This window comes from Streptomyces actuosus (assembly GCF_016921115.1).
GTDB classification, from domain to species: Bacteria; Actinomycetota; Actinomycetes; order Streptomycetales; family Streptomycetaceae; genus Streptomyces; species Streptomyces actuosus_A.
On sequence record NZ_JAFFZS010000005.1, the window covers coordinates 248,697 to 274,017 of the forward strand.

Annotated in this window: 22 protein-coding genes; 10 read left to right on the top strand and 12 right to left on the bottom strand. The window is 73.6% G+C overall.

Annotation, left to right across the window (positions count from 1 at the left end; all coding sequences use genetic code 11):
• The first annotated feature begins 23 nt into the window (after window positions 1–23).
• The gene (locus tag JS756_RS09590; RefSeq protein ID WP_205382581.1) at window positions 24–1,580 is read left to right on the top strand and encodes an ABC transporter substrate-binding protein; all 1,557 of its coding nucleotides are present in this window, start codon (window positions 24–26) and stop codon (window positions 1,578–1,580) included.
• Between the two features lie 685 nt (window positions 1,581–2,265).
• The gene (locus JS756_RS09595) at window positions 2,266–4,026 is read left to right on the top strand and encodes a cation:proton antiporter (RefSeq protein ID WP_205382582.1); all 1,761 of its coding nucleotides are present in this window, start codon (window positions 2,266–2,268) and stop codon (window positions 4,024–4,026) included.
• Window positions 4,027–4,176: 150 nt separating this feature from the next.
• Here the strand turns inward: JS756_RS09595 and JS756_RS09600 are convergent, their stop codons facing one another.
• From JS756_RS09600 to JS756_RS09645, 10 genes are all read right to left on the bottom strand, one after another.
• Complete coding sequence (locus JS756_RS09600; protein ID WP_205382583.1) at window positions 4,177–5,127, bottom strand: DUF389 domain-containing protein; 951 nt, start codon at window positions 5,125–5,127, stop codon at window positions 4,177–4,179.
• 180 nt (window positions 5,128–5,307) lie between these two features.
• Complete coding sequence (locus JS756_RS09605; RefSeq protein ID WP_307790472.1) at window positions 5,308–5,835, bottom strand: gluconokinase; 528 nt, start codon at window positions 5,833–5,835, stop codon at window positions 5,308–5,310.
• A gap of 139 nt (window positions 5,836–5,974) precedes the next feature.
• Complete coding sequence (locus JS756_RS09610; protein ID WP_205382584.1) at window positions 5,975–6,736, bottom strand: TetR/AcrR family transcriptional regulator; 762 nt, start codon at window positions 6,734–6,736, stop codon at window positions 5,975–5,977.
• Between the two features lie 550 nt (window positions 6,737–7,286).
• Window positions 7,287–7,697, bottom strand: a complete 411-nt coding sequence (locus JS756_RS09615) for a VOC family protein (RefSeq protein WP_205382585.1) — start codon at window positions 7,695–7,697, stop codon at window positions 7,287–7,289.
• A gap of 466 nt (window positions 7,698–8,163) precedes the next feature.
• Window positions 8,164–8,490 (bottom strand): carboxymuconolactone decarboxylase family protein, encoded by a 327-nt coding sequence (locus JS756_RS09620; protein WP_205382586.1) that lies wholly within the window; start codon window positions 8,488–8,490, stop codon window positions 8,164–8,166.
• A 611-nt stretch (window positions 8,491–9,101) separates the two neighbouring features.
• Window positions 9,102–9,863 (bottom strand): succinate dehydrogenase iron-sulfur subunit, encoded by a 762-nt coding sequence (locus tag JS756_RS09625; RefSeq protein ID WP_205382587.1) that lies wholly within the window; start codon window positions 9,861–9,863, stop codon window positions 9,102–9,104.
• On the bottom strand, window positions 9,863–11,617 hold the full coding sequence (gene sdhA / locus JS756_RS09630) for a succinate dehydrogenase flavoprotein subunit (RefSeq protein WP_205382588.1): 1,755 nt from the start codon (window positions 11,615–11,617) through the stop codon (window positions 9,863–9,865). Before sdhA ends, JS756_RS09625 begins: the two co-directional genes overlap by 1 nt.
• 24 nt (window positions 11,618–11,641) lie before the next feature.
• Window positions 11,642–12,124 carry a succinate dehydrogenase hydrophobic membrane anchor subunit gene (locus tag JS756_RS09635; protein WP_205382589.1) on the bottom strand — a complete coding sequence of 161 codons (483 nt, stop codon included), beginning with the start codon at window positions 12,122–12,124 and terminating at the stop codon, window positions 11,642–11,644.
• A gap of 5 nt (window positions 12,125–12,129) precedes the next feature.
• On the bottom strand, window positions 12,130–12,510 hold the full coding sequence (sdhC, locus tag JS756_RS09640; RefSeq protein WP_037884595.1) for a succinate dehydrogenase, cytochrome b556 subunit: 381 nt from the start codon (window positions 12,508–12,510) through the stop codon (window positions 12,130–12,132).
• A 364-nt stretch (window positions 12,511–12,874) separates the two neighbouring features.
• Window positions 12,875–13,447: a 2-oxo-4-hydroxy-4-carboxy-5-ureidoimidazoline decarboxylase gene (locus JS756_RS09645; protein ID WP_205382590.1), complete on the bottom strand. Its 573-nt coding sequence runs from the start codon at window positions 13,445–13,447 to the stop codon at window positions 12,875–12,877.
• 156 nt (window positions 13,448–13,603) lie between these two features.
• Here JS756_RS09645 and JS756_RS09650 point away from each other — a divergent pair, with 156 nt between their 5' ends.
• Both JS756_RS09650 and JS756_RS09655 read left to right on the top strand, forming a co-directional pair.
• Complete coding sequence (locus tag JS756_RS09650; RefSeq protein WP_205382591.1) at window positions 13,604–15,265, top strand: beta-N-acetylhexosaminidase; 1,662 nt, start codon at window positions 13,604–13,606, stop codon at window positions 15,263–15,265.
• A 306-nt stretch (window positions 15,266–15,571) separates the two neighbouring features.
• The gene (locus JS756_RS09655) at window positions 15,572–16,129 is read left to right on the top strand and encodes a hypothetical protein (RefSeq protein WP_205382592.1); all 558 of its coding nucleotides are present in this window, start codon (window positions 15,572–15,574) and stop codon (window positions 16,127–16,129) included.
• A 14-nt stretch (window positions 16,130–16,143) separates the two neighbouring features.
• On the opposite strand, the gene JS756_RS09660 is transcribed toward JS756_RS09655, so the two are convergent.
• The gene (locus JS756_RS09660) at window positions 16,144–16,635 is read right to left on the bottom strand and encodes a DUF1877 family protein (RefSeq protein WP_205382593.1); all 492 of its coding nucleotides are present in this window, start codon (window positions 16,633–16,635) and stop codon (window positions 16,144–16,146) included.
• Between the two features lie 186 nt (window positions 16,636–16,821).
• On the opposite strand from JS756_RS09660, the gene JS756_RS09665 reads away from it, so the two are divergent.
• The 6 genes from JS756_RS09665 (at window position 16,822) to JS756_RS09690 (ending at window position 24,213) form a co-directional block, all read left to right on the top strand.
• Window positions 16,822–17,202, top strand: coding sequence for a hypothetical protein (locus JS756_RS09665; RefSeq protein WP_240203498.1), 381 nt, complete (start codon window positions 16,822–16,824; stop codon window positions 17,200–17,202).
• Window positions 17,203–17,625: 423 nt separating this feature from the next.
• Window positions 17,626–19,098 (top strand): MFS transporter, encoded by a 1,473-nt coding sequence (locus tag JS756_RS09670; protein ID WP_205382595.1) that lies wholly within the window; start codon window positions 17,626–17,628, stop codon window positions 19,096–19,098.
• A gap of 932 nt (window positions 19,099–20,030) precedes the next feature.
• On the top strand, window positions 20,031–20,663 hold the full coding sequence (locus tag JS756_RS09675; RefSeq protein ID WP_205382596.1) for an RNA polymerase sigma factor: 633 nt from the start codon (window positions 20,031–20,033) through the stop codon (window positions 20,661–20,663).
• Window positions 20,664–20,873: 210 nt separating this feature from the next.
• A complete protein-coding gene (locus JS756_RS09680; protein WP_205382597.1) occupies window positions 20,874–21,728 on the top strand; it encodes a hypothetical protein in 855 nt (284 codons plus the stop codon).
• A gap of 731 nt (window positions 21,729–22,459) precedes the next feature.
• Window positions 22,460–23,134 (top strand): RNA polymerase sigma factor, encoded by a 675-nt coding sequence (locus JS756_RS09685; protein WP_205382598.1) that lies wholly within the window; start codon window positions 22,460–22,462, stop codon window positions 23,132–23,134.
• Window positions 23,134–24,213, top strand: coding sequence for a hypothetical protein (locus JS756_RS09690; protein WP_205382599.1), 1,080 nt, complete (start codon window positions 23,134–23,136; stop codon window positions 24,211–24,213). The genes JS756_RS09685 and JS756_RS09690 overlap by 1 nt, the downstream gene beginning before the upstream one ends.
• A gap of 226 nt (window positions 24,214–24,439) precedes the next feature.
• Here the strand turns inward: JS756_RS09690 and JS756_RS09695 are convergent, their stop codons facing one another.
• Entirely contained in the window at window positions 24,440–25,297 is an 858-nt protein-coding gene (locus tag JS756_RS09695) for a L,D-transpeptidase family protein (RefSeq protein WP_205382600.1), read from the bottom strand.
• Between the last annotated feature and the right edge of the window lie 24 nt (window positions 25,298–25,321).

Genomic DNA, 25,321 nt, shown 5'->3' on the forward strand with positions numbered 1-25,321 from the left:
GGGCCCGGGGAGGACAACTACTCATGCGATCGATTCGCATGCGGATCCTGCTGGCGGTACTGGTCCTGACGGCCGCTGCAGTGGGTGGATGGCAACTGCTGCCGTCCGGACAGGACAACGGCAAGAGCATCGTGGTCGGTACGACGGACAGCGTCACCTCGCTCGACCCGGCCGGCGCCTACGACGCCGGCTCATGGGCCCTGTTCAGCAACGTCTACCAGTCGTTGCTGACCTACGAGCCCGGCGGCATCCAGCCGGTCCCGGACGCGGCCACGAGCTGCGCCTTCGACGCCGGCAGCCTGACGACGTACCGCTGCACCCTGCGGGAGGGGATGACCTTCCCCAGCGGACGTCACGTGACGGCGCAGGACGTGAAGTTCTCCTTCGACCGGGTCAAGAAGATCAACTCCGACGTCGGTCCGGCCGCCCTGCTCTCCACCCTCGCCTCGGTGGACGCCCAGGGCCTGAAGGTGACCTTCCACCTGGCGTCGCCGGACGCGACCTGGCCGTTCAAGGTGGCCACCGGCGCGGGCTCGATCGTGGACTCCGAGCGCTACCCGGCCGACGCGCTCCGCACCGACTCGGGTGTCGACGGCACCGGTCCCTACACGCTCACGGCGTACGACAAGGGATCCTCTGCGCAGCTGGCGCCCAACTCGCACTACAAGGGCGCCGCCAAGACGGCCGGCGACCCCGTGGAACTGCGGTACTACGAGGACCCCAAGGCACTGAACGCGGCCTGGGAGGCGAAGGAGGTCCAGGTCGCCACCCGGCAGCTGCCGCCGGACGTTCTCTCCGGTCTCAACCCGAGCGACCCGGGCAAGCGGGTCTCCGAGGCCGACAGCTCCGACATCCGCAACCTGTACTTCAACACCCGCAAGGGCTCGCCGCTGCACGACACCCGCGTCCGCCGGGCCGTCGCCTGGCTGATCGACCGTGAGCGGCTGGCCGGCACCGTGTACGACGGCACGGTGGATCCGCTCTACTCGCTGATCCCGACCGGACTGGTCGGCCACACCACGTCGTTCTTCGACGCCTACCCGACACGGGACGCGGACAAGGCGCGCGAGCTGCTCACCGAGGCCGGCGTCGAACTGCCCGTCCGGTTCACCTACGGCTACGGCACCGGCAGCGGCGCCGTCGCGCAGGAGGCGAAGGAGATCAAGCGCCAGCTGGAGGCGTCCGGCCTGTTCAAGGTGACGGTCAAGGGCTACGAGTGGACCGACTTCCAGAAGCGCTGGGCCACCGGCAAGCTCGACGCCTACGCAGTCGGCTGGGTCGCGGACTACCCGGACCCCGACACCTTCGCCGGGCCCCTCGTCGGCAGCGACGGCACGATGAACACCGGCTACAGCAGCAAGGCCGTCGACCATCTGATCAAGACCTCGCAGCAGTACGCCGACCGCGGCCGGTCCGCCGAGGACTTCCGCTCCCTCCAGGAGGACATCGCCGAGGACGTCCCGGTCATCCCGCTGTGGCAGAGCAAGGAGTACGTCGTCACCAGCGAGGACGTCGGCGGCGGCCAGTACCTGACGGACGGCAGCGGCGTGTTCCGGCTGTGGAGCCTGAACTGGATCTGACGGCACCCGCGCCCGGCGCCCCGCCGGCCACGCCGGTCCCGCACCCCCGGGTGCGGGACCGGCGCGCTCTCGCGGCACCACGGCCCGCGCACCGCGCATCCCGGCCTCGTGGTCCCCGGCACCGCGCCTCCAGCCACTGCGTGTCCCGGCACTGCGCCTTCCTCCCGGCATCCCCGCGCGGCTGCCGGCACCGAGCTTCCCGGTGCCGGAGTCCCCACCGCCCGCGCCTCCAGCCATCGCACCCGCGGGACACGCTCCCGCCACCCCGTCCCGCAGACCGCTCCCGCCCGGGCGAAGTTGCTCGGCCGGGCGGCGCAACGCGGTCCCGCCCGGGATGCCGCTCCTCGGCCACGGTGCTTTTCTGACGGCTGAACCCTCCGGGCCAGGTCCCGGCCGGGCCGGCACGTAGTGGAGGAGCAGGACATCGTGAGTTCCACCGAGTGCGCACGGCGCGGAACCGGTCCCGCCCCGGCCTCCCCCGGTCCCGCCCCGGCCTCCCCCGGTCCCGCCCCGGCCTCCCCCGGTCCCGCCCCGGCCTCCCCCGGTCCCGCCACCGGCGGATGACCGGCCCCGCTCACGCCGCCCCCCGGGGAACTCCCCTGGGCTCGGACCCACCGGCGACGACGGCGTCCGACCCCGCGACGTGCCCGCGCCGTGCGGGCCTGCGGCGGGAGGCGAGGCAGGGGTGAGCGACGACGACATCCTGCTGGGCATCGGGCTGACCGTGGCCCTCGCCGTCGGGTGCCAGATCCTCGCGACCAGGCTCCGCATCCCGGCCCTCATCCTGCTGTTGCCCGCCGGCTTCACCGTCGGCGCTCTCACCGACGTCGTCCACCCCGACGAACTGCTGGGGGACACCTTCTCGCCGGTGGTGTCGGTGTCCGTGGCGCTCATCCTCTACGACGCCGCGCTGGGCCTGGACCTGCGCCACCTCAAGCGCGCGACCCGCAAGGTCGTCGTCCGGCTCATGGTGCTCGGCGTGATCCTCACCTGGGGGACCGTGCTGGGTCTCGGTCCGGTGCTGTTCGACGTCCCGGTGGCCGTGGCCAGCATGATCGGTGTCATTCTCGTGGTGTCCGGGCCGACCGTCGTCGGACCGCTGCTGGAGCACGTGAGGCCCTCGGAACGGGTGCGGCGGGTGCTGATGTGGGAGGGCACCCTCATCGACCCCGTCGGGGGCATCCTGGGCGCCGTCGTCTTCCACTCCATCGTCTCCGGCGGGCTGCGCAGCGGTCACTTCCGGTTCGGTTCGTTCCTCTCCGGCATCGCCGTCGGCCTCGTCGGCGGAGCCGTCGGCGTCGCCCTGCTGTGGCTCGCCCTGCGGTGGCTGCGGCTCGGGGAGACCCTCGGCACCCTCGCCCAACTCGCCACCGTCGTCGCGGTGGCCGCCGGCTGCGACATCGCCTTCGACGACACCGGACTCATCGCCGCGATCGTCACCGGGCTCACCGTCGCGAACCTGCCCCGATTCGACATGCCCGCCCGCAGACCTTTCTTCGAGACCCTCGTCCAGCTGATCATCGGTCTGCTGTTCGTCACCATCTCGGCGACCGTGACGCCGGAGTCCCTCGTCCCGGTGCTGCTGCCCACGCTCGCTCTCGTCGTCCTGCTCGTCGTCGTGGTCCGCCCCCTGGTGACCGTGGTCTCCTGCGCCGCCACGGACCTCTCACCGCCCGAACGCGCCTTCGTCGGCTGGATGGCCCCGCGCGGCATCGTCGCCGCGTCCACCGCCACGACCTTCTCCGCCTCGCTCGCCTCCGCGGGACTGCGCGGCGCCGACAAGATCCTCCCCGTGGTCTTCCTGGTGATCGTCGGAACCGTCGTCGTCTACGGCCTGACCGCGAAACCCGTGTCCGTCCGGCTCGGCATCGCCCAGCCCGCGCGCGCCCGCCCGCTCCTCGTGGGCGGCGCGCCCTGGTCCGTCGATCTCGCGCGGACGCTGCGCGGCGCCGGAGTCGACGTGCTGATGTGGGCGGGCCTGGCCGAGGAGCGGGCCAGGGTCGAGGAGGCGGGCATCGAGCCGGCCGCCGGCGAGCTGATGGCCACCGCCACGGACCCGCAGGCCGTGCTGGAGGGCGTCACCGCCGTCTACCTGCTCACGGACGACGACGACTTCAACGCCCTCGCCTCCGTCGTCATGGCCGACAGGGTCGAGGGCCCCATCTACCGGGTCGGGCCGCCGCCCGGCAGCCAGGGCGTCGTCGCCCCCTACACCGGCGGCGCCACCCTCTTCGGCCCCGAACTGGCCCGTCAGGCGCTGGTGGAACGTCACCGGCGCGGTGCCCGGTTCCACGTGCAGTCCGCCTCGGCACCCCGCCCCCCAGGGCACGACGCCCTGTTCCTCGTGAGCCGGGACGGTCGGCTGGAGCCCGTCACCGGCACTCCGCCCGACGGCCCGGCACCCGGCGACACACTCGTCCTCCTCGGCCCCGCCCCGCCCGACTGACCGGTCCCGTCCAGCCCGCCGGCCGGGCCCGGCGCCGAGGTCCTTCGCGGTGCGGGCGGTGCCCCGAAAGGGGCGCGGGGGACTGCGCGACCGGCCACGACGGTGCCGCGGACGACCTCCGGCAGGGTCGCGGAACGTCCGGCGGAGCGCTCAGCGCCGCGTCCGCCCGGCGACGCGGCGGGCCGCGCGGTGCCACAGCCCGCGTTGCAGACGCAGCGCGAGAACCCCGACGACCACGAGGATCACCACGTTCAGCACCAGCTGGATCAGCGAGCCCCGGGCCTCCCGCCAGTCGGCGAACGCGAGCGAGACGGCGACGTCCGAGGCGGCGGGGATCGTGGTCACGGAGATGAACACACCGAGCAGGGTGCTGGCGCGCGCCTCGGTCACCGACACGATCCCGACGATGCCGGCGAGAACGGCCACGGTCAGGGAGAAGACGTCGGGGGTGTCGATGAGGTGGGACACGGGCCGCAGCCCCGCGTCGAAGGCCCGGGACTGCAGGCCGATCGCGCGCGCGAGCGCGGCGAAGGCCAGCGTGACCGCGATGGCCAGCAGGAATCCCGCCGCCAGCGCGCGCGTCCCGTCCCGGATCCGGCGCCGGTCACGGCGGTCCAGACCGAGGGCGATGCTGGTGATCGCGTGGTACTCGGGGCCGACCACCATCGCCGCCACGACGAGGATCTGCGAGTTCGTCATGATGCCGACCGAGCCGATCACCCCGGCGATCACCAGGAACAGGTAGAAGGACGGCGGATAGGTCCCCTCCTCCCGGATGTGGGCCTCGACCGCGGCCCACAGCGGGGTGTGCACGAGCACGCTCGGCCGCCCGGCCTCGATCTCCTCGGCGCGGTGCGAGAACAACAGGTCGACGCCGTCCACGGCGATCGACCCCGCCCGGTCGACGCCGAGCCGGCGCAGGCCGCCCAGCAGGGTGTTCGCGGCGCCCTTCACCACGTCGCACTCGATCGCGTCGGCCCCCGAGGCCCCGGCCGCCCTCAGGACCACCAGGTTGAGGACGAGTTCGTGGGGGGCCAGCAGGTCGACGGCCGGCCCGGTGAGCTCGGGCGGCACGACCATGCGGAAGTGGACCAGATCCATCCGGACCTCCTGTGCCGGGTGTCGTCGCGGTCGCCGTCCGCTCGGGCCCGCCGGTGCGGCGACGGCGGCGGGGGTCTGCCGCCGTACGGCGGCCAGGCGGTACGGCGGCGGAGCGGCGCCATGGCGGAGCGGCACGGCGGTACGGCGCCGGGCCCGGCCCGTCCGGCCGGGACGGCACCGTCACCCGTCCGGCCCGAGCACGGCTTCCAGCGCGGCCGACACGACCTGCTCCGGGGTGCCGGACGCGCCGACCGTGACGCCCGGTTCGTCGCGGTCCAGCGGATCCAGGGCGGCGTACTGGGAGCCGAGCAACTGCGCCGGCATGAAGTGCCCCTTCCTGTGCGCCCTCCGCTCCCCGGCGACCTCGGGGGTGAGCTCCAGATACACGAACCGCATCTCCGCACCGGTACGGCGGAACGCGTCGCGGTAGGAGTGCTTGAGCGACGAGCAGGCGACGACACCCCCGCGCCCGCTCGATGCCGCGGCACGGATCCACTCCGCGAGCGACGCCAGCCACGGTCGCCGGTCGGCGTCGTCGAGCGGGTGACCGGACGCCATCTTGGTGCGGTTGGCGGCGGGATGGAGGTCGTCGCCCTCCAGGAACGGGACGCCGAGGCGGTGCGCGAGCCGGGACCCGACGGTGGACTTGCCGGCGCCGGACACGCCCATCACGACCACCACCCGAGCACCGTCGACCACGTGGGCCACCCTTCCTCCCTGAGCTGACGGCGGAACACACGTGCTCCCCACTATCACCCGTCGGGCCGATCCGCGTCGCCCGTGCGCACCGCACGCCGGGCATGCCGCCCGCCGTGGCCGAGGCGAACGGCCCGGCCGCGGTCGGCGGTCACTCGGTGGCAGCCGCCCTGCGCCCGGGGTCCGGGAGGACCTTCGTCATCCCGGGGAGGAAGTCCGTGAACAGCTCGTGCACCTCCAGCACCAGGGGTCGCAGCACCCGGAACCGGGCCAGCGCCACCCCTCGCGCGGTCAGCCGCGCCCCCCGCTCGGCGAGCCGGTAGCTGCGCTCCCGTCCCTCCGTGCGGTCGAAGATCCAGTACAGGACGAGCCCCATCTGGGACAGCCACATCAGTTCGGGCAGGACGTCCCGCAGTTCCTCGGGGACCTTCGTCCGCCGGGCCCCGGCCAGCACCTCGCGGTGGACGGAGACGGCCTCCAGCCGCGCGTGCTCCGACTCCTGCGAGAAGGGGCTGAGCGGGCTGTCCGGGTCGGCGGCGTTCTTGAAGAACTGCACGGCGAACTCGTGGTAGGGCGCCGCGACGTCCAGCCAGGCCCGCAGCACTCCCGCGAGCCGGCTCTCCAAGTCGGTCTCCCGGTCCAGGATCTCCCGGACCGCTGCCCGGTGCTCGGCTGCGATCCGGTCGTAGAAGCCCTGGATCAGGTGCTCCTTGCCCGCGAAGTAGTAGTAGGCGTTGCCGACGGAGACCCCCGCCTCCTGGGCGATGGCCCGCATGGTCGTCCGGTCGTACCCCCGCTCCCGGAACAGCCGCATGGCCGTCTCCAGGATCAGCGCACGGGTCTGCTCGGACTTGCTGGGGCCGGCCGTCTCGTCGGGGCCGTCGTTCTCTACGGGGAGGGATTTCGCGGGCACGGGAAGAGAGCCTAACCAGTCACGCGGCCCCCGCCGGCCCAGCCCGTGGCGGGGCCGGCGTCCGTCCGTCCGGCGGCCGGGGCGCCGGTCCTTTCGGGCGGACCGTCGACCCACCCGGGGCCGGGGCGTCCGCCTCTTCGGAGGGGGGCGTCCGTCCACCCGTCCCCGTCCGGGCGGGTGCCCCCTCCGTCCCGCATGTCCCGCCACCGCGCCGCGGCCGGCACGGCCGCCCTGGCGAGTCGTACCCCCGGTCCGCCGGCGAGCCGGTGCGCCCTTGGGCGGTGCTCCCGCGAGGCCCACGGGACGACGATCCAGGCGGCGGTGTGGTGGACCTGCCCGGCGTCGTCGGCGGAGGTGGCCTTCCCCGGCGTGGCCCGGTGGTCCAGGTCCGCGAAGCGGTGGGGGCCGCCTCCTGCGCTCCGGCGGGCACCGGCTCCGGCGCACGGACTGCGGCTGCCGGGCCGGCCGATCGCCCCGTTGACAGGGCGACTGCGGACCCGTTCTCGAGCGCGTTCGACGCGCCGTCGGCGCAGGGGGTCCGCCCTCCCGCTCAGGCCCTGCGGCCCAGCTCCGGACGCTTGGTGTAGTCGGTGAAGCCGAGGACGTTCCCCCAGGGATCCGCGATCTCGACGGTCCACCCGGTCGCCACGGAGAACGGCTCCTCCAGCGGCGGGATCCCGGCCGCGGCCAGCCGTCCGGCCGCCGTCCGCGCGTCCGGCACCTCGATCCACATGCGGGGGGAGGGCCACGGCGGTGGCCGGTGGCCCAGCGCCTCCTCCTGCCGCAGCAGCACGCCGGGTGCCTCCCCGCCGACCCGCAGCAGCGCGATGCCCGCCTCGTCGAACCGGAACCCGACGGTGAACCCGGCCCGCTCGTAGAACCCCACGGCCTGCCCCAGGTCCCCGACGGGCAGCATCACGTTGTCGAACCCGAGCAGCTCGTACGACTCGTCATCTGACATACCGTCAGAATAGAAGCGCACCGGCCCGGAACCGGTGATTGCGGGGGTGTTCGGGCCGCGATGTCGGTCGGATGCCGGTGCGCGCACGGGCATCCGACCGCCCACCCTGCGCGCTCATCGAAAAGGTGCCCCCGCAATCCGCGCGGACACGACGTCAGCAGTCGCGTCCTTGCGGTTCAGGAGCACCTTTTCGCACTCTGCGCCAGATCGGCTCGCTCGGCTGGCACCCGGAGCCGATCACGGGACCGGTTTCGGCGGGGCATGCATCGAGCGGTCCGGACGGAACCGGGCCCACTCCCGCTCGCGCCTGAGCGCCACGTGACCGACGGCGACGGGGGTTCGGCGCGTGATGGGGATGGTCCGTCCGGGCGACGGTACGCGATTCCGCGCGTCCTGCTCGGCCGTGGGCTGCGCGCAGGCATCGGCGGCGGGTACGTCCGTCAGCCGTGGACCTCGGGCGAGGTCCTTACTCGCCGCTCTGTGCCTCGGCGTCGGCGACCGCGATCGTGAAGCCGAGGGCTTTGGCGAGGTTGCCGGCCGCCGCCATGACGCGGGCCGTACCCACGACAGGAGCGATGGCGACAAGGACGTCCTGCACCTGCTCGGCCGTCAGACCGGCCTGGATGGCGGGGTCGATGTGGGCGACGTACGAGATCGGCGGTGCGTCCGAAGCGGCGAGAGCCGCGATGCGGGTGAGCAGGAGCGTTTCCGGAGCCAGCCCGCACCGCTCGATCGAGTCGACCGTCATCGCGGCGATGGTGTCCAGTACAGGCGTCTCGGATGCTGTGGCCATGGCAGTCGTCTCCTGTGGGTGTCATGGGGGAATCACGGGGGGGGCGACGCGTGGGGGGTTCCTCACAGGGCGGCCCCACGTTCGACCGTAAGCCCGTTTCCGGCGGTTCGCCCATCGAGGGACCGGCCGAGGAGGGAGCCGTACTGTCTCGCCGCCGGGCGGCGTCGTCGTCCGGGCCGTCCGAGGCTGTTCGGCAGCGGCCGGCGACGACCCGTGACCACCGCTCGGGGCCCGTTCGCGCGGGAGGCCCTCGGGACGCGGTGGCGGGGCGTCCGGGATGTCGAGGCCGGACGGCGAAGCCGACCGCCGCCGGGCTCGCCTCGTCCGCCGTGGCGACGGGCCCGTGCCCGACGGCTCATCGCGGAGCCCTGTCCTCGGGACCCACGGGCGGGCTTCCGGGCGCGATCGAGGAACGTCCGAAGGATCGCGACCGACCTTCCGTGTGAGGCGTCGGTCGCGCATCGGCCGTTCACCCGGGCCGGCGCCCGGACCGGCCCCGCACGACCGCAGCTTCCACGGCTGAGGCACGCAGGAGGGCCCCGGTCCGGTGTCGTCCCTCGGGTCCAAGGGGTCGTCCACCGGGCCGGGGCCCTCTCGCATGCCGCGGACGGTCAGTAGCGGCGCGTGATCAGCGCGCGCTTGACCTCGGCGATCGCCTTCGTGACCTCGATACCGCGCGGACAGGCGTCCGTGCAGTTGAAGGTCGTGCGGCAGCGCCAGACGCCGTCGCGGTCGTTGAGGATCTCCAGGCGCTGCTCGGCGGCATCGTCACGCGAGTCGAAGATGAAGCGGTGCGCGTTGACGATGGCGGCCGGGCCGAAGTACTGGCCGTCGTTCCAGAAGACCGGGCACGAGGACGTGCAGGCGGCGCACAGGATGCACTTCGTGGTGTCGTCGAAGCGCTCCCGGTCCTCCGCCGTCTGCAGACGCTCGCGCGTCGGCTCGTTGGTGTCCTTCGCGATCAGGAAGGGCATCACGTCGCGGTACGCCTGGAAGAACGGCTCCATGTCGACGACCAGGTCCTTCAGGACCGTCAGGCCCTTGATGGGCTCGACCGTGATCGGCTTCTCGGGGTTGATGTCCTTGATCAGCGTCTTGCACGCGAGGCGGTTCTTGCCGTTGATCCGCATCGCGTCGGATCCGCAGATGCCGTGCGCGCAGGACCGGCGGAAGGTCAGCGTGCCGTCCAGGTCCCACTTGATCTTGTGGAGGCCGTCGAGGACGCGCTCCTTCGGGTCGATCTCCAGCTGGAAGTCTTCCCAGGCCGCCTCGGCCGAGACCTCCGGGTTGAACCGGCGGATCCGGAAGGTGACCGTGATGTACGGGGAGGCCGCGGACTCCGCCTCGACCTTGTCCAGAACAGGGGTAGCCATCAGTACTTACGCTCCATCGGCTGGTAGCGGGTCTGGACGACCGGCTTGTAGTCGAGACGGACGGAATCGGACCCGTCGGCGCCGACCTCGCGGTACGCCATGGTGTGGCGCATGAAGTTGACGTCGTCGCGGTTGGGGTGGTCCTCGCGGTAGTGACCGCCGCGGGACTCCTTGCGGGCCAGTGCCGACACCGCCATGACCTCGGCCAGGTCGAGCAGGTTGCCGAGCTCGATGGCCTCCAGCAGGTCCGTGTTGAACCGCTTGCCCTTGTCCTGGATCGCCACGTTCTTGAAGCGCGCGCGCAGCTCGGCGATCTTGTCGACGGCCGTCTTGATCGTCTGCTCGGTGCGGAACACCATGACGTTGGCGTCCATGGTCTCCTGGAGCTCGCGGCGCAGCTGCGCCACCCGCTCGGTGCCCGTGGAGTCGCGCAGCTGCTCGATCTGCGCGACGACCTGCTCGGCCGGGTTCTCCGGCAGCTCGACGAAGTCCGCCTTCTGCGCGTACTCCGCCGCCGAGATGCCGGCCCGGCGGCCGAACACGTTGATGTCCAGCAGCGAGTTGGTGCCGAGGCGGTTGGCGCCGTGCACGGACACGCAGGCGACCTCGCCGGCCGCGTACAGGCCCGGGACGACGGTGGTGTTGTCCGCCAGGACCTCACCCTCGACGTTGGTCGGGATGCCGCCCATGGCGTAGTGCGCGGTCGGCTGGATCGGGATCGGGTCCGTGTAGGGCTCGATGCCGAGGTACGTGCGCGCGAACTCGGTGATGTCGGGCAGCTTGGCGTCCAGCTGCTCCGGCGGCAGGTGGGTCAGGTCGAGGTAGACGTGGTCGCCCTCGGGACCGCAGCCGCGGCCCTCGCGGATCTCCGTGTAGATGGAGCGGGAGACGACGTCGCGGGAGGCGAGGTCCTTCATGACCGGCGCGTACTTCTCCATGAAGCGCTCGCCGTCCTTGTTGCGGAGGATGCCGCCCTCACCGCGGGCGCCCTCCGTCAGCAGGATGCCCATGCGCCAGATGCCGGTCGGGTGGAACTGGAAGAACTCCATGTCCTCCAGCGGGAGGCCCCGCCGGTACACCGCGGCCTGGCCGTCGCCGGTGAGGGTGTGCGCGTTGGACGTCACCTTGAAGAACTTGCCGCAGCCGCCGGAGGCGTAGATCACGGACTTCGCCTGGAAGACGTGGATCTCGCCGGTCGCCAGCTCGTACGCCACCACGCCGGCGGACTTCCTGACGCCGTCGACCTCGGTGATCAGCTGGTCGAGGACGTAGAACTCGTTGAAGAACTCCACGCCCTCCTTGACGCAGTTCTGGTACAGCGTCTGGAGGATCATGTGGCCGGTGCGGTCGGCCGCGTAGCAGGAGCGGCGGACGGGGGCCTCGCCGTGGTTGCGGGAGTGCCCGCCGAAGCGGCGCTGGTCGATCGTCCCGTCGGGCGTCCGGTTGAACGGCAGGCCCATCTTCTCCAGGTCGAGGACGGAGTCGATGGCCTCCTTCGCCAGGATCTCGGCGGCGTCCTGGTCGACCAGGTAGTCACCGCCCTTGATCGTGTCGAAGGTGTGCCACTCCCAGTTGTCCTCCTCCACGTTGGCCAGCGCGGCGGCCATGCCGCCCTGCGCGGCGCCCGTGTGGGACCGGGTGGGGTAGAGCTTCGTGAGCACCGCGGTGCGGCTGCGCTTGGTCGCCTCGATGGCGGCCCGCATACCGGCGCCGCCGGCGCCGACGATGACGGTGTCGTACTTGTGGATCTTCATGAGTGGTTTACCTCAGCCCCGTGCCTAGCGGATGTTCGGGTCGAAGGTGAAGATCACCAGCGTGCCCAGCAGGATGGTGAAGACCGCGGCGGTGTAGAGCAGGGCCTTCAGCCACAGGCGGGTGTTCGCCCGCTCCGCGTAGTCGTTGATGACGGTGCGCAGGCCGTTGGTGCCGTGCAGCATCGCCAGCCACAGCATCAGCAGGTCCCAGACCTGCCAGAACGGCGAGGCCCAGCGGCCGGCCACGAAGGCGAAGCCGATCTTGCTGACGCCGCCGTCGAGGACCAGCTGGATCAGCAGGTGCCCGATGACGAGGACGACCAGCACCACACCCGACAGGCGCATGAAGAGCCAGGCCGCCAGCTCGAAGTTGCCCCGGGTGGACTTCGGGGTCTTCTTGGTGCGCTTGCGCGGGGCCTCGATGAGGGGCGCCGGGTTGTCGACGGTGTAGACGGACCCGCCCTCGACCGGGCCGATCCCCGAAGCGCTGGTTTCAGTCGTGGACATTGGCGTCAGCTCCCGAACAGTTCACGAGCGGCGTGGCCGAGGACGGGGTAGATCGCCCCGAGCATCAGCACGACCCACAGGCCCACGACGGACCAGAGCATCTGCTTCTGGTAGCGGGGGCCCTTCGACCAGAAGTCGACGGCGATGACACGCAGGCCGTTGAGCGCGTGGAAGAGGATGGCGGCGACGAGGCCGTACTCGAGTACGGCGACGATCGGCGTCTTGTAGGTGGCTACGACCTTGTCGTAGTCCTCGGGGGAGACACGCACGAGAGCGGTGTCCAGCACGTGAACGAACAGGAAGAAGAAAATGAGGACGCCGGTGACTCGGTGAGCCACCCAGGACCACATTCCTTCCCGGCCGCGGTACAGCGTTCCAGCCGGCACGGAAGTTTCCTCCGGGAGCGGGGTGGGGGCCGCGCCGGCGTCGGTGTCGGTCGGGCCCGGCCGGGTACGGTCCACCGGCCCCCAGCATCGTAGCGACGTGTGCCTGCGGTGCTTACAGCGGGCCTACCTGTGTGATCAAACTGGCACCGGACGGGCTATCCGGCGGCTGCTTCTGGAAGGGGGTGTCCGGTTATACGACGGTTCGCCGCCGTTCGGATGCGGCCGGTGCCGCCGTCCGGGGGCGAAGGTGCCGCCGTCCGGGTGCGCGGGGGCCGCCGGACGGGTGCGCGGGGGCCGCCGGACGGGGAGGGGCGTGACGCCGGCCCGCTCGTCCCGGGGGTGTCCGGCCGGCGGTCGGATCCGGCTACCGCCCGGTGCCGCCGAGGCGCCTCACCAGGCGTTGTCCCGCCAGGCGGCGCAGCTCCTCCGCCGCGACCACCCGTTCCTCCTCCACGTCGTTGGCCAGCCGTGACCGGATGCCCTCCAGGACGTGGTCGAGGGCCTCCTGGCGGCTCACTCCGCCCAGGCAGACGACGAACGCATGTCCGAATCGGGCCTCGTAGGCGGCGTGCGCCGCGCTCAGAGCCGTGTGGGCCGCCCCGTAGGTGTCCGCGGGCAGGGTGGGCATCGACTCGCCCGCCAGCGCCTCGGCCAGGTCGCCGGGGGTCAGGTCGTACGCCGCCTCGTCCGAGGCCGCGACGAGGGTGCCCACGTCGGGATAGGGGCGGTGGGCGGCGAGCCGGTGGGCCCACCGGTCGCTGTGCAGGCAGGCCAGCAGGGTGCGCCGGGCCTGCTCGGCGGGCTCCGTGTTGAACACGTCGAGGGGGGTCCGCGATGGTGGGGGGATGACGCGCGGCTGCTCGGGGAGTCCCGGCAGGGCCAGACGGCCCGGAGGATGGGGAAGACGGTGCGCTGGCAGCGTGGGTCCTCGTGTCACGTGTGGTGTGGCAGGGGATGGTGTGAGACGCGAGGTCTCACGTTATAAGACCGTGCTCATGCCGTCTCCGACGGCCGCCCGAATTTCACTCGAACAGGAGAGTTTCGGAACATGTGGTGGACGACCCCTCGAACGCCCGGGACGTAGGTTGACGCCGTGAGCCAGCACAGGCGCCGGGCCCCGGCGAACAAGGTGAAGCAGAGGCGGCTGGTCGTCGCGGCGGTGACCGCCGGGACGATCGCGCTCGGGGTCGGTGTCGGCGTGTGGGCCGCCGACGGCGGCGGCACCTCCTCGGCGACCGCCACGCGGCAGCCGTCCGACACCGGGTCGGCCGCGTCGTCGGGCGCCACCGGTACGACGACTTCCCCGACTCCCAGCCCGACGCGGACCTACCCGCTGTCGAAGACGCCCCGCACGATCCCGGCCGTCCGGTCCCACACCCCGGCCCGCGGGCCCGGATGGCGGCCCGCGAGCGGGGAGCGGGTGGTCGTCGGCGCCCCGGAGCTCGCCGACGAGGGGCGGCTCGTCGCCGGCGAGCTGGGGCTGGTCTACGCGGGCGAGTCGGACGACGCGCGCGCCGGGGACGTACGGCTGGAGCTCGGCGGCGACAAGGGCGCGAACCCGGAGTCGTACACCATGACCGTGCGCGACGGGCGGGTCGTCGTCAGCGGGCCGGGCGAGGCCGGCGTCTTCTACGGGACGCGCACCCTCAAGCAGGAGGTGCACGGCGGCGGCAGCGCCCCGGAGGGCGTGGTGCGGGACGAGCCCGCGAAGCCGGTGCGCGGGTTCATGCTCGACATCGCCCGCAAGCCCTTCAGCGCCGACTGGATCGAGGACCGGGTGCGCGAGCTGGGCGACCTGAAGTTCAACCAGCTGGGGCTGCACTTCTCCGACGACCAGGGCTTCCGGATCGCCTCCGACACCCACCCCGAGGTCGTGTCCAAGGACCATCTGACCAAGGCGCAGGTCAAGAAGATCGTCGACCTCGCGGCGGCCCGCCACATCGCCGTCGTGCCGGAGATCGACTCCCCGGGGCACCTCGGCGCCGTCCTCGCCGCCCACCCCGAACTCCAGCTGCGCAACGTGCGGGGCCTGGCCGCGCGCGGCGCCATCGACATATCCAAGGAGAAGTCGGCCTCGATCGTCGACGACCTGCTGAACGAGTACGCCGGCCTCTTCCCCGGCGCGGACTGGCACCTGGGCGGCGACGAGTACCGGGCGCTGACCGTGTCCGACCCCGCGGCCTCCTATCCGCAGCTCGCCGCGGCCGCCCGCAAGGCCTACGGCTCCGGTGCGACGGTGGCCGACCTGGCCACCGGGTGGCTCGACGACCGCGCCGACACCGTCCGCGCCCACGGCCGCACCCCGCGGGCGTGGAACGACGGCTTCTTCCGGGACACCTCCGTGCAGCCGGCCGAGGACATCCAGGTCGCCTACTGGACCGGCAAGGAGATCGGGGCCCGGCAACCGGTGGAGTACCTGAGGGCCGGGCGGAAGCTGATCAACTACAACGACGAGTTCCTGTACTACGTGCTCGGGGAGCCGCAGACCTTCGTCTATCCGACGGGGCAGCGGATCTACGAGCAGTGGACGCCCCGGGTGCTGCGGGGCACGACGGCCGTGCCGGCCGCCTACGACGGCCAGATCCTCGGCGGGACCTTCGCGGTCTGGTGCGACCTGGCCGGCAGCCAGACCCAGGCCCAGGTCGCGGCCGGTGTCCGGATGCCGCTACGGGCCACCGCGCAGAAGCTGTGGAACCCGGACAAACCCTCGCTGAGCTGGGCGGAGTTCCGGGCGCTCGCCGACCGGCTGGGCTGAGCGCGTCGCCGATCGCGCCCGGCCCGTCCGGTCGGGCGCCCCGCCACCGGTGACCCTGACGGCTGCGCCTCCCTGCCGTGCCGAGTCGATCCTGCGCGATACGCGCTGATCCGGCGCGCCTCGCGCGCGGGACGGAGTGCCCTCCGTCGCCGTGCCCGCCCGGCCCGGACGATTGGCCGAAAACACCTTCTTCCGCTGGAACGGCCGACTCGGCGTGGCGGCCGTGTGACACTACGGGAGCGTTGCACGCAGTAAGGGGAAGTGCGGGCTCCGTATAGGGACGGCGCCCCGTCTAGGGAGGCGTGGATGAGCCTGGTGGACCTCATCTCTCAGGCCGACGACCGCGGGCTGGCCGCGAGCGGATTGGCTTGTTTGGATCGGTGCGTGCCGCTGCTGGGTGGCGACGACGAGACACTGCGGCCCCTGTGGGGCAGCCTCGCGGAGGGCGTCGGCGACGACGTCTGGGGCACTGCCCTGGAACAGGTGCGCGGAAAGCTCGCCGGATCGGAGGAGCCCGGCACGGACGAGCCTGTCCAGCTGGCCCGGCGGATGCTCTCCGCCGCGCCCGACGCGCCGTCCGCCGAGGGGATGCGGCTGTGGGCCGACGCCTGCTCGGTGGCCTCCCTCCAGATCCACCGGCTGCTCGACCCCGCCGAGGACGCGGGCAGCGTCGATGCCCGCCGGGAGGGCCGCACGGACGGCATGTCGCCCCTCGTCGCGGCCGAGCTGCGCCGCCAGGTCACCGTCCTGGAGGTGCTGGCCGGGCACGGGCCGACCGGGCTGCGCCGGGCCCTGGAGGTCTCCACCGAGGGGCGCCGCGTCCTGCGGGCCGTGGTGTCCCGCAGGGCCCGCGGGCTCGGCTGAGGACCGCCGGGACCCTACGGAAGCACCCACTTCACCACCGCGTCGCCGTACAGCGACGTCTGCTCGTAGAACGCCCGCAGGTCCCGGTGTGCCGCGGCGAAGGCGCCGCGGGTCCACGGCTCGGCGTCGCTGCCGCCGTAACGGGGGAGCAGCGCCGTGCGCGCCGGGTTCCACAGCGCGTCGAAGTCCGCGGCCGAGAGGAACGCGGCGACCCGGTGGGCCTGCGCCGCCGTCAGCACCCGGAAGGGCGGTCTGCCCTGGATCGGGTGGGGCAGGGGCCGCCCGCCGAGGACGACCTGCGCTCCGGGGGAGTCGCCCCGGCCTCGACCGGGTCCGGCATAGAGCAGCGCATGGTCGAGGTAGCGGCCGTCCAGCATCTCCTCGCGGTGCCGGCCGATCCGTTCGCGAACCGTCTCCCAGTCGTCCTCGAACAGCCGCTGCATCCAGGTGGTGCTGTTGCGCAGCGCCGACGGCGGTACCGCACGGAGGTGGAAGTACTCGCTCATCACTCGACAGAGCGTGCGGGCGCCGGGATCCGTCACCCCGGAACGGTCCCCGCAGGTGGCCGTGGGGGCGGCGCCCGGCCGGTCGGAAGCGGGGGCGGTGCCGCCGCCGGGCGGACCTCCGCGGGCGGCGGTGACGAATGCCCGTGGCCGACCGCTCTTCGACATGTGACGACACGGCAGGGGACATTGCAGGAGACCAGGCCCGCGGCCGCGGCGAAGCCCGCGCGCTGGGCGGCGGACGCGGTGGCGGCCATGCGCGAGGGCGCGCGGCTGCACCTCGACTACTCGGCGCAGAGCCTGTGGCGGGTGGACCGGATGATCGACGAGATACGGCGCGAGGGCGCGCCGTACGCCGCCGTGGAGAGCGTGCTGCGCGGCTTCGGGGCCTACGCCGGGGAGGTCGTCGCCCGGCAGTCCGGCGCCGAGTGGTGGTCGGCCGGGGGCGACCACTGGATCCGCACCCCGGACGGCAGGCTCTGGGACCCCGTCGAGGAGGCCCGCCGCTGCTTCGCCGGGCAGGGCTCCCTCCGGCTGCTGTGCCGCGACGCGACGGCGGGGGCCCGCTGAGACCCCGGGACGGCCTCCCGACGCCTCCGGCGACGGCCTCCTGACGGCTCCCCGTCGCTCGGGACGGCCTCGCCAGGGCGCCTGCGGCTCCGCGGCGGGGCCCTGGGCGGCTCGCGCCCCGGCCGCGGCCTCGCACCCCCGGCGGACGCGGCCCGGGTGGGGGCGGGGCCGCTCTTCGGGGCGCTCCGGTCCGGGGGCGGGCGGGACCGCGGCGGCCGGGACACGGCCGGGCGCGTGGTGGTCGGGGTGCGGCCGGCAGGCGGTGGCCCGGGTGCGGCGGGGGAAGCGCCGGGTGCGGCTGCGCGGCGGGGCAAAATCGGCGTAATGATCCCGCGGACAAGAGACGGTGGCGTTCCCTGTGGCCGGATCCCGAGGGACCATGGAGGCCGACCTCGGGACCGACAGTCCGATCCGGGAGGCCTCATGGCCGACAACCGACGCTGGTGGGCACTGGTCGTCATCGCGCTCGCCCAGCTGATGGTCGTTCTCGACATGACCATCGTCAACATCGCGCTCCCCTCCGCCCAGGCCGATCTGAACATGTCGGACGCCAACCGCCAGTGGGTGATCACCGCCTACACGCTCGCCTTCGGCGGCCTGCTGCTCCTCGGCGGACGTGTCTCCGACCTCGTCGGCAGGAAGACCACGTTCCTGATCGGGCTGCTCGGGTTCGCCGCCGCGTCCGCGATCGGCGGCGCCGCCTCCGGCCAGGGCATGCTCTTCGGCGCCCGCGCCCTCCAAGGCGTCTTCGCCGCGCTGCTCGCGCCCTCGGCGCTGTCGCTGCTCGCCACGACCTTCACCGATCCCAAGGACCGCGGACGGGCGTTCGGCGTGTTCGGCGCGATCGTCGGCGCGGGGGCGGCGATCGGACTGCTCGCGGGCGGATTCCTCACCGAGTACCTGAACTGGCGCTGGTGCCTGTACGTCAACGTGCCCATCGCACTGATCGCCTTCGTGGGCGCCGTGGTGCTGCTCACACCCGGCGAACGGCACCCGAACGCCCACCTGGACGTGCCGGGCGCACTGCTCGGATCGGCCGGCATGCTGTCGCTGGTCTACGGCTTCTCCGAGGCGGAGCCCCGCGGCTGGGGCGACGGCCTGGTGCTGGCGCTGCTGATCGGCGGGGTCGTCCTGCTCGCCGCGTTCGGGCTGTGGCAGACCCGGGCGCGGGTACCGCTGCTGCCGATGACCGTGGTGAAGGACCGGCAGCGCATCGGGGCGTTCCTGACGACACTGCTCGTCACCGTCGGCATGTTCGGCGTGTTCCTGTTCCTGACCTACTACATGCAGGGCGTGCTCGGGTACTCGCCGGTCAAGACGGGACTGGCCTACCTGCCGCTCACCGCCGGGATGATCGTCGGGTCCACGCAGGTCGCGGCCCGGCTGCTGAACAGGGTGCCGCCGCGCGTGCTGCTGGTGCCGGGGCTGCTGCTGGCCGCGGGCGCGCTGGCGCTGATCGCCCAGGTGGGGGTGGAACCGGCCTACGCCTCCCATGTGCTGCCCGGCATGATCATGCTGGGGCTCGGCATGGGCACGGCCATGATGACGTCGGTGTCCCTCGCCACGGGCAGCGTCGCGCCGCAGGACGCGGGGGCCGCGTCGGCGACGTTCAACACGGCCCAGCAGGTCGGCGGGTCCATCGGCACGGCCCTGCTCAACACCGTCGCCGCGAGCGTGACCAGCAGCTACCTCGTCGCCCACGCAGGCCCGGGCGTCGACCGGCAGGCCCTCCGGGCCGAGGCCGCCGTGCACGGGTTCAACGTCGCCACCTGGTGGGCCATGGGGGCGCTGCTGCTGGCCGCGCTGATCGCCGGCGTGGTCGTGGACGCACCGCGCGCACCGACCCCGCAGCCGGCCCCGGCGGCACCGGAGCCGGTGGAGTCCCCGGCCGGGTGACGGCGGGAGCGCTCCGGGACCGGGACGACGCCGCGCCGGCACCCGACGAGGCGTCGCCGACGCGGGGCGCCGCCCCGCGCCGTCCGCCCCGGTGGCCGCGGGCGGCGCGGGGTCGCGTGGGCGGTGCCGGGACCGTGCGGCGGCGGAGCAGCGAGCGGCGGCGCTCCCGCCGCGGGGCCCGGGAGGATGTCGGTGTGCGCCCGCAGCGGGAGGCCGGCCTCTGTCCCTCGCTCGTGTGCCGCGGAAAAGGGGGCGCGGCACGGTGCGAGGACCGTTTCCCGCCGCGCCGTTCCGGGGGGAGACGAAGGGCGCGGCGGGAGGTGCGGGGTCTCCCGCCGCGCTCCCCGCGGGAGGGCGGGGCCGGACGGCGGAAGAGGGGGTTCCCACCGCGCCGCCCGTCAGAGGAGGTGGAGGCGGCACGGTGGGAGACTCGGACAGCACTTCCACAGCGGACGGACACCCGGAAACGTCACTCGGCGGCAGCGAGGCCCCGTCGCGCGGCTCCACGCGACCCCGTGCAGCCCCTCCCCCGGCCCTCCAGGCGCCGCACGCCGCATCCATGACCGAGGGGCCTGTGTGGGGCCTGTATGGCGTGAGACACACCTGTGACCCGTGATGCTCCGGGTGTCCCGCGCGCTGGGAGATGCAGGGGCAGTGAAGGCCCGCCCCGATGCCGAGCGAGAAGGGACGGCCCTGGCGCGCAGTCGGTGAGGGGTGCGGACGCGCCGCCCGCCGTGCGGCGGAGATGCTGATCGTCGCGGGGGAAGGCCCGAGGAGGAGACCTGACGCCCTGTGACACTTCTGTGAGAGCGGACGCTGTTGAGCGTGTAGGCGTGGCCGCGGACGGAGCGACGCGGACGGCGGCGGCGCAGGATGCGCCGTACGGCGGCCGTACGGCGGCGGCCACAACCCGGTACGAACGAGGACAGTCTTTGGGCCAGGGAGGCAAGCCCCGGCGCGCGCAGGCGTACGACGGGGAACTCGGCGCGGCGGTCGAACGGGCCCAGGAGGGGGACGAGGCCGCGTTCGCGGCCGCGTACCGGATCGTGCAGCCCGGTCTGCTCGGATATCTGCGGGGCCTGGTCGGAGAGGACGCCGAGGACGTGGCCTCCGACGCCTGGCTGGAGATCGCCCGCGACCTGGGGCGCTTCAAGGGCGACGGGGCGGGTTTCCGCGGCTGGACGGCGACGATCGCCCGGCATCGGGCCCTGGACCATCTGCGCCGCCAACGCGTGCGGCCCCGCCCGGCGGTGCTGGAGGCGGACGTCCTGGAACTGCCCGGCACGCACAGCACCCACGAGCAGGCACTGGAGTCGATCTCCACGGAACGGGCCCTGGACATGGTGCGCGGGCTGCCGCGCGACCAGGCCGAGGCGGTGCTGCTGCGTGTGGTCGTCGGTCTGGACGGCCCGGCCTCCGCGCGCGTCCTCGGCAAGCGCCCCGGCGCGGTGCGCACCGCGGCCTACCGAGGGCTCAAGCGGCTCGCCCGCGAGCTCGGCGTCGCGGGCGCGGCGGGCGAGGGTGTGACGGATGACGGGTCGCGGACGCTGGGGGAGTCGAAGTGAGCGGCGTCGGAGACGACTGCGACGCCCGCGGCACGTACGGATCGAACCGACCGAACCGGTCGAGCGGATCGTACGCCCGGTACGGCCCGCAGGGCACGAGCCCGAATGGAACGTTCGGCTCCGCTCGGTCGTCCGTGACACATGGACGACACGGATCGCGCAGATCACTTGGATCATTGACACCGCACACGGACAGGGACGGAAACCGACATGGGTGAACGGCTGAGCGGCGGCGGCACCTCCGGCCGCCGGCATGCGCACCCTGACGCCGTCTCCGGGCACCCGTACACGGACGGCGACGCCGGGCTGGAGGCGCTGATCGCGGCAGCCGTGCGGCAGGACGTCATCGACGCCGAGGCCGAGCAGCGGGCCGTGGCGGCCTTCCGCACCGCCCGGGACACCGGCGCCCACCGCGCCCGCACCAGGCGACGTGACGACTGGCGTCCCCGGGAGCGGCGCGCGCGGCTGTCGATGCGGGCCACGCTCTCGGTGCTGGCGGCGGGGCTCACCCTGGGCGGGGTCGCCTACGCGGCGATGGGTCCCGGCGCCTCCCCGGACGGCGACGATGGCACGGGCGGGTCGCGTCCCGGCACCAGTGCCCCCGACCACGCCCAGCAGCCGTCCACCTCCGCGCCCTCGGCCACCGAGTCCTCGGCCGCGTCTGCCGCCTCCAGCGCCTCCAGCGCCTCCGGTGGACCCTCCCACCCGGAATCCGCCCAGGACGCCGAGGCCCACTGCAGCGCCTACGAGCAGGTCAAGGCCCAGGGCCGGGTGCTGGACGCGCCGGCGTGGCAGCGCCTGGTGGCCGCCGCGGGCGGCGAGGACGAGGTGGAGGCCTACTGTGCGAGCGTGACGGCCACGGCCGTACCGTCCGCCGGCCCGGGCACCTCCCTGCCGTCCGCGGGCGCCGACCGGGCCACGGCGAGGCCGGACCGCACGCCGGCCGACAGCTCAGGCGGCACCGGTGCGGACGACGGAGCCGGCGACGCGGCCGGGAACGGCACGGGCAACGACGGGACGCCGGCCCCCACTGCGACGCGGGGCGGCACCGGGAGCCGGCCGTGATCGGCCCCGGGGGCTTCGCCGGACGCGGTCGGCCGTACGGACGGCCGTGATCAGCCGGCCGCACCGGCAGCCGTGATCAGCCGTTCTCGGCAGCGAATCCGTCGTTCTCGACGGTGAGCCGGCGGTGAATCGGCACCGGACCGGCACCGAACCGGCGATGGATCAGCCGTGGGCGGCCGTGCCGGTGTGCCACGGCCTCGCCGGGCGCAGGCCGCCGCCGGAGCGGCGCGGTCCCCCACGCGGGATGTCCGGGCAAGGAGCGACCGGCCCGCGAACACGCGCGCCGAGAGGGCCGAAAGGGCTTGCCCGGGAGCGCCCGGCGCACCCCCTGGAACGGCCCGGGAAGAAGACCCGGCGCCGTGTTCCGCGGGCGGATCCAGGCGGCCGGGCGGGCCTGCCGGCCTCCGCCGGGGACGCCCTCCGGTCTGTCGAGCCGGTGGCCGGTACGCACTGCCAAGGCAACGGCCGGGGCCGCCACCCCCCACAGGAGAGGCCCCGGCCGTCGCGCGGCACGGGCCGCGCGGCGACCCGTACTCTCTACAGCGCCGAGAGTGCGTTTTCTGTCACACCCCGCGCGCACGGCTCCTCATCACGAGATAGTTGCATCTTGTACGGACGTGGACGAGCGGGGGTTTCGCGTCGTAACGTGCCTTTCGCGCCGGACCGCGGGGGGCCCGGATCAGCGCAGACGCCAGCGGTCTTGAAACCGCGACCATCGATCGAGGAACCAGGTGCTGGGGGACGACGCGGAGCTGACCGCCGCGGTGCTTGCGGCACAGGACGGGGACGAGACCGCGTTCCGGACTGTGTATCGCGCGGTGCACCCACGGCTGCTCGGATACGTACGGACACTCGTCGGTGAATCCGACGCCGAGGACGTGGCTTCCGAGGCCTGGCTCCAGATCGCGCGCGACCTGGCACGGTTCAGCGGGGACGCGGACCGCTTCCGCGGCTGGGCCGCGCGCATCGCCCGCAACCGCGCCCTGGACCACGTCCGGATGCGCGGCCGCCGCCCCGCCGTCGGGGGCGACGAGACGGAACTGACCGGCCGGCCCGCCGAGTCCGACACCGCGGGCGAGGCCATCGAGGCGCTGGCCACGGGCCGCACCCTCTCCCTCATCGCCCGGCTGCCGCAGGATCAGGCCGAGGCCGTCGTGCTGCGCGTGGTCGTGGGCCTCGATGCCAAGACCGCGGCCGAGACGCTCGGCAAGCGGCCGGGGGCCGTCCGTACGGCCGCCCACCGCGGGCTGAAACGACTCGCCGAACTCCTGGGCACCGGCTCGGACGGTGATCCGGAATCGGCCGGCGTGCTCGAGGCACTGCCCACCCCGCGAGAACCGCGCACCCGTGCGGTGACGTCCGCCGGTGTGACGCATCGCCGCGCGCGGACGCAGAAGGACATGTGATGGCCGACGAGCAGTACAGGTGGCTGGACCGCGACACAGCAGAGCGCTTGCTGCGCGGAGAGCCGCTCGACGCAGTCGACGCCGATGCCCGGGACGAGGCCGAACGCCTCGCCGAGGCTCTGGGTGCCCTGTCCGCCACACCCGCCCCGACCAGCACCGAACTTCCCGGCGAGGCCGCCGCGCTGGCCGCCTTCCGGGCCGCTCGCGCCGGGTCCGCCGAGCAGCACGCCGGTGCCCCGCGCACCGGCGGCCACCGCTCGGGCGCCTCCCGCGCCGACGCCGGCCTCATCCGTCTCGGCGGCACCGGACATCCCTCCGGGCGGGTCCGTCGGGGCCGCCACGTGCGCCTGGGTCTGGCCGCCGCGCTGGCCGTCTGCACGGTCGGCGGAGTGGCGGTCGCGGCCGGAACCGGAGTCCTGCCGTCGCCCTTCGGCGGCCCCGCCGGACCCGGCCCCGCCGTCTCCGTGTCGGCCGCCGACACCCCCGGGCGCGGTTCTTCCGCGCCGTCGCGGGGCGCCACCACCACGCCCGACGGCGGGGCGACCGGGTCCGCGGGCCCGGACACCGCCCGCGGCGCGGCCGGCGGTGCCACGCCCGCGCCGAGCGGCTCCGCGGTTCCGGGCGGCACCGGTGCCGCCCCGCCCGGCGCCACCGCGGCGTGCCAGGACCTGAGCTCGGGCCGGGACCTGGACGACGCGCGCCGCCGCTTCCTGGAGTCGGCGGCCGGGGACGCCCGCCGTGTGTGGACGTACTGCAAGGACGTCCTGAACAAGGCGGGCAAGGCGCTCGGCACCGACCGCCGGCCGGACGGCACCGGGAGCACCGGGTCGGGCACCCGCAGCGGCGGCAGGGGCCACGGCACCGGCGGCGCCGGCAAGAGCGACGACGACGACCGCGACGGCTCAGACCGCCGCCGGCACGGCCACGGCCACGGCGGCATCTCGGGCGCTTCGGGAGGCGGCAGCGGCCGCGACTCCGGCGGGGGCCACGGGTCCGGCGGTGGCACGTCGAGCGGCGCCGACGGCGGCCGGGGCAGCGGGCACGCCGGCGGCGGCCACAGTGGCGGATACTCCGAATAAGGCGTCTGACCAGCGAAAACGCAACTCGTCGAAATTTTTCCGCGAGGGGTGTGACGTTTTCTGGGCCACGAGCGCAGTAATGAGTGAGCCGACTGGTCATCGGCCGTAGCACGGAGCCGGGGTTCCCCCCGTACCTACGGCACGTGCACATGGCGCGGGCGGGACACGTTCCCCCGGTCCCGCCCGCGCCCTCAACTTCTCCTCGCCCTCCCGACCCGACGGCGCCTCACCAGTACACGACGACCTTGTCGCCGGTGCGCACGTCGCCGAACAGCCGCGCGATCGCCGCCTCGTCCCGCACGTTGACGCACCCGTGCGAGCCGCCCGCGTATCCGCGCGCCGCGAAGTCGTACGAGTAGTGCACGGCCTGGCCGCCGCTGAAGAACAGCGCGTACGGCATCGGTGAGTCGTACAGTGTCGAGACGTGGTGCCGGGACTTCCAGTAGACGCGGAACACCCCCTCGCGGGTGGGCGTGTACTGGGCGCCGAAGCGCACCGGAAGCGTCATGACGGTCCGCCCGTCGATCATCCAGCGCAGCGTCCGGCTCGTCTTGCTGATGCACAGCACCCGCCCGGTCAGGCAGCGCGGGTCGGGTGCCGCGGCCGGCTGACCGCCCATCAGGTACAGCTCCCAGCGGCCCGGCTCGTGCGTCATGCGCAGCAGCCGCTGCCAGGTGACGGTGTCCACCGTGCCGGTCCGGGGCAGCCCGCGCTTGCCCTGGAAGCCCCGCACGGCCTGCTCGGTCAGGTCGTCGTACGTTCCCGTGGGTCCGTCGAGGAGCCAGGCCACCTGCCGCAGCCGCGCCTGTAGTTCGCGCACGTCCAAGCCGCTGTCGCCGGGCGCCCACAGGACGGCGGGCGGCGCCGCGGTGGTGCCGGTCCCGCCGTCGCCGGGCTTGCCGTCGCCCGAGCCCCGGCCGGGGCCGGGCGAAGGCGGCGCGGGCGGACGGCCGGAGATGTCGATGTGCACCGGTGACCGGTGGCCGCCGTCCGTCCCGCCGTCTTGGTCCGCCCTCTGCACGGTGCAGCCGCACACCACCGTGAGTGCCGCCACGGCCGCGAGCGCGGCGCCTGCTCTCCCCATGCCCGTTCCCCGCACTCTCCCGGC

What these genes read in the sequence shown, in the direction of transcription:
- JS756_RS09590 (WP_205382581.1), top strand. Translation starts at nt 24, where the DNA reads ATGCGATCGATTCGCATGCGGATCCTGCTGGCGGTACTGGTCCTGACG.
- JS756_RS09600 (WP_205382583.1), bottom strand. Translation starts at nt 5,127, where the DNA reads ATGGATCTGGTCCACTTCCGCATGGTCGTGCCGCCCGAGCTCACCGGG.
- JS756_RS09615 (WP_205382585.1), bottom strand. Translation starts at nt 7,697, where the DNA reads ATGTCAGATGACGAGTCGTACGAGCTGCTCGGGTTCGACAACGTGATG.
- JS756_RS09620 (WP_205382586.1), bottom strand. Translation starts at nt 8,490, where the DNA reads ATGGCCACAGCATCCGAGACGCCTGTACTGGACACCATCGCCGCGATG.
- JS756_RS09625 (WP_205382587.1), bottom strand. Translation starts at nt 9,863, where the DNA reads ATGGCTACCCCTGTTCTGGACAAGGTCGAGGCGGAGTCCGCGGCCTCC.
- sdhA (WP_205382588.1), bottom strand. Translation starts at nt 11,617, where the DNA reads ATGAAGATCCACAAGTACGACACCGTCATCGTCGGCGCCGGCGGCGCC.
- JS756_RS09635 (WP_205382589.1), bottom strand. Translation starts at nt 12,124, where the DNA reads ATGTCCACGACTGAAACCAGCGCTTCGGGGATCGGCCCGGTCGAGGGC.
- JS756_RS09655 (WP_205382592.1), top strand. Translation starts at nt 15,572, where the DNA reads ATGAGCCTGGTGGACCTCATCTCTCAGGCCGACGACCGCGGGCTGGCC.
- JS756_RS09660 (WP_205382593.1), bottom strand. Translation starts at nt 16,635, where the DNA reads ATGAGCGAGTACTTCCACCTCCGTGCGGTACCGCCGTCGGCGCTGCGC.
- JS756_RS09670 (WP_205382595.1), top strand. Translation starts at nt 17,626, where the DNA reads ATGGCCGACAACCGACGCTGGTGGGCACTGGTCGTCATCGCGCTCGCC.
- JS756_RS09680 (WP_205382597.1), top strand. Translation starts at nt 20,874, where the DNA reads ATGGGTGAACGGCTGAGCGGCGGCGGCACCTCCGGCCGCCGGCATGCG.
- JS756_RS09690 (WP_205382599.1), top strand. Translation starts at nt 23,134, where the DNA reads ATGGCCGACGAGCAGTACAGGTGGCTGGACCGCGACACAGCAGAGCGC.
- JS756_RS09695 (WP_205382600.1), bottom strand. Translation starts at nt 25,297, where the DNA reads ATGGGGAGAGCAGGCGCCGCGCTCGCGGCCGTGGCGGCACTCACGGTG.